We start from the raw sequence: 2943 nt of genomic DNA on the forward strand, positions 1-2943 counted from the left end.
CACACCAAAACCACCCACAAAACCCCCACCAAACCGCCGTCGAACACCCGAACAGCGCTGGTGAGCGGCGGCTATGCGGTCCGCCCGGTGGGCAGTCATCCGGCGACCCATGACGGCGACGCCGCATGGTGGGAGGATGGACGGCATGGAACTGCACATCACAGGAGATGCCGCCGCCGACCAACTGCTAAGCGACGACGCCTTTGCGTTGCTGACGGGAATGTTGCTCGACCAACAAGTCACTATGGAGTCGGCCTTTGCTGGGCCCGAGAAGATCCGCACCCGCCTCGGCTCCCTGGACCCCGCCGTCATAGCTGAGCATGACCCCGCCGGTTTCGTGGAGGTATTCAAGGAACGACCGGCCGTCCACCGCTTCCCCGGCTCCATGGCAGGCAGGGTCCAAGCTCTCGCGGAGACAGTACACCGCGACTGGGATGGTGACGCGTCCGCCATCTGGACCAACGGCAGCCCCGACGGCGCTGAGGTTCTCCGCCGGCTCAAGGCTTTGCCTGGCTTCGGCGAACAGAAGGCAAAGATATTCCTGGCCCTGCTGGGAAAGCAATGCGGTCTGCAGGCCCCAGGGTGGAGGGAAGCCGCTGGCCATTACGGCGAGGAAGGTTCCTACTTGTCAGTGGCAGACATTGTGGACCCGAACTCCCTGGTCAAGGTACGCGCCAGCAAGCAAGCGGCCAAGGCGGCCGCCAAGGCTGCAAAGTCGCCAAGCGCCTAGTTCCGCCGAGCGCCTCATTCCCGAGTGCCTTCGCGGCACGTAGAGCGAGTGACCGCCCCATGCCAAAGACGAACCCGGTAGAAAGCGACGGCTTGCCGAAGCTTGCCTGATTTCCACATAGAACCTGGTTTCCACATAGGGAGGTTGGGGCCTTATGGGCGCCGTATGCCTGCTGGAAGAGTTGAGGCATGGAGCAGATTCGGGACACGCAGACACCGCCAGACGCGGCGCTTGTTCCTGTCTCGAGGCATTGGACCGACGAGACCACGCCTCAGGTTTCTGATCTCATCACGCTCCTGGGCGCGATCCCCCTCGGTGCCGGTGGCCGGGAGTTGATCGACCAGATCCGCGGGTTGGAAGACCTGAAGTCAGTCATCGTGGGGTTGCAGGCCCGTGCAGCGGTGGCCTTTGACCTGGCCCAGCGGCAGGAACAAGCCGAGGCCGGCGTCCCCGCGTCCGACCGGGGCCACGGTGTTGGGGCGCAGGTCGCGTTGGCCCGGCGGGAGTCCCCGAACCGGGGGTCCCGTCTTCTGGGGTTGGCGAAGGCGCTGGTGATGGAGATGCCGCACACCATGGCGGCACTGGAATCAGGCCAGTTGAATGAATGGCGGGCCACGCTGCTCGTCAAGGAAACAGCATGCCTGTCTGTGGAGGACCGGTGCGCCGTGGACGAGGAACTCGCCGCCGACACCGGCACGTTCGACGGCGCCGGAGATAAAGCGATCATTGCCGCCGCGAAAGCGGCAGCGTACCGGCGTGATCCGCGTTCCGTTGCCCAACGAGCCAGCCACGCCGCGTCCGAGCGGACCGTCAGCCTGCGTCCCGCGCCGGACACCATGACCTACCTGACCGCGCTACTCCCGGTGGCCCAGGGTGTGGCAGCGTACGCCGCTCTGACCCGTGCTGCTGACTCGGCCCGTTCGGCCGGGGACCCCCGGATCCGGGGCCAGGTCATGGCCGACACCCTCATCGAGCGCATCACCGGCAGGCGCGGCGGGATCAGCGGAATCGACCTCCAGCTCGTCATGACCGACCGAACCCTCTTCCAGGGCGACAGCGAACCGGCCCGGCTCAATGGATACGGAATCGTCCCCGCAGAATGGGCCAGAACCCTCATCGGTGCAGCAAAGGCGGAACCACACGGACACATGCCCACAACAGTCCCTGAGTCCTCGCCACAGCAGAACCCGCCGTCGGGCTTCGGGGCCGCGCCGGGCAGGGATTCGCGGACCGCCCCGCCTGGGCCTCGGGGCTGGGAAGACCCGATAAGGCACGAACTGCCGAGGGGCAAGGAACACCCAATGCGGCACGAAGACCCGCCGGAGCAGGATCGCGAGTTCGAGATCTGGGTCCGCCGGCTCTACACCGCGCCAACCACGGGCGAGCTCCTGACCATGGATTCCAAAGCCAGACTCTTCCCGCCGCGGCTCAGACGCTTCATCGAAACCCGTGATGACACCTGCCGCACCCCGTATTGCGACGCGCCCATCCGCCACATCGACCACATCGTCCCTTGGCATTCCGGCGGCACCACCACCCTGAGCAACGGCGCCGGACTCTGCGAAGCCTGCAACCACACCAAAGAAAACACCGGCTGGAGCGCAGGCACCATGCCCGGGGAAAGACACACCCTGGAAATCCGCACGCCCGCCGGACACGCGTACCGCTCCAAAGCCTCACCTCTGCCTGGCTACCAGATAGCCATACCGGCCCTGTTGGCACAATCCCCTCCGGAACTTGCAGCGGCACCCATGGGCGTGGCCTTCTAGAGACACCGAGGCGGCCCAAACCGCTGTTACACACCAGGCAAAGCTTTCGGCAAAGGGCGAATGGCATTGCAGCCTAGGGATGTTGGGATAGCCACTCTGCCGCTAGACAGGGGCCCGGCAATGTCCGGGGTTAACGACAAAAGGGCCTCCACTTAGCGGAGACCCATGGTTGGCGAAGAAAAGTTCCATACCGACACCGGATGAGCAGACGCCTGGATGGGAGCATGATCGCTGTCGGCGGTGTTGGGGTGTGTGGGTGGTTAAAGTGGGAGACCCCCCAACCCGGTGAGGGGTTGGGGGGTCTCGACCTTAATGGTTGTCCGGCGGTGTCCTACTCTCCCACACCCTCCCGGGTGCAGTACCATCGGCGCTGTGGGTCTTAGCTTCCGGGTTCGGAATGGGACCGGGCGTTTCCCCCACGCTATGACCGCCGTAACCTTGTTA

At 65.0% G+C, this 2943-nt stretch carries 2 protein-coding genes and 1 rRNA gene; 2 read left to right on the plus strand and 1 reads right to left on the minus strand.

From position 1 onward, the window contains the following. The first annotated feature begins 136 nt into the window (after positions 1-136). Both GVL04_RS24020 and GVL04_RS24025 read left to right on the plus strand, forming a co-directional pair. Positions 137-730 carry an HhH-GPD-type base excision DNA repair protein gene (locus GVL04_RS24020; protein ID WP_159709163.1) on the plus strand — a complete coding sequence of 198 codons (594 nt, stop codon included), beginning with the start codon at positions 137-139 and terminating at the stop codon, positions 728-730. A 188-nt stretch (positions 731-918) separates the two neighbouring features. Further along, positions 919-2499, plus strand: a complete 1581-nt coding sequence (locus GVL04_RS24025) for an HNH endonuclease (protein WP_159709164.1) — start codon at positions 919-921, stop codon at positions 2497-2499. A gap of 318 nt (positions 2500-2817) precedes the next feature. Here GVL04_RS24025 and rrf read toward each other — a convergent pair. Further along, a 5S ribosomal RNA gene (gene rrf, locus GVL04_RS24030) occupies positions 2818-2934 on the minus strand. Between the last annotated feature and the right edge of the window lie 9 nt (positions 2935-2943).

Source organism: Arthrobacter sp. 18067, from assembly GCF_902706295.1.
Taxonomy (GTDB): Bacteria; Actinomycetota; Actinomycetes; order Actinomycetales; family Micrococcaceae; genus Arthrobacter.

What these genes read in the sequence shown, in the direction of transcription:
- GVL04_RS24020 (WP_159709163.1), top strand. Translation starts at nt 137, where the DNA reads ATGGACGGCATGGAACTGCACATCACAGGAGATGCCGCCGCCGACCAA.
- GVL04_RS24025 (WP_159709164.1), top strand. Translation starts at nt 919, where the DNA reads ATGGAGCAGATTCGGGACACGCAGACACCGCCAGACGCGGCGCTTGTT.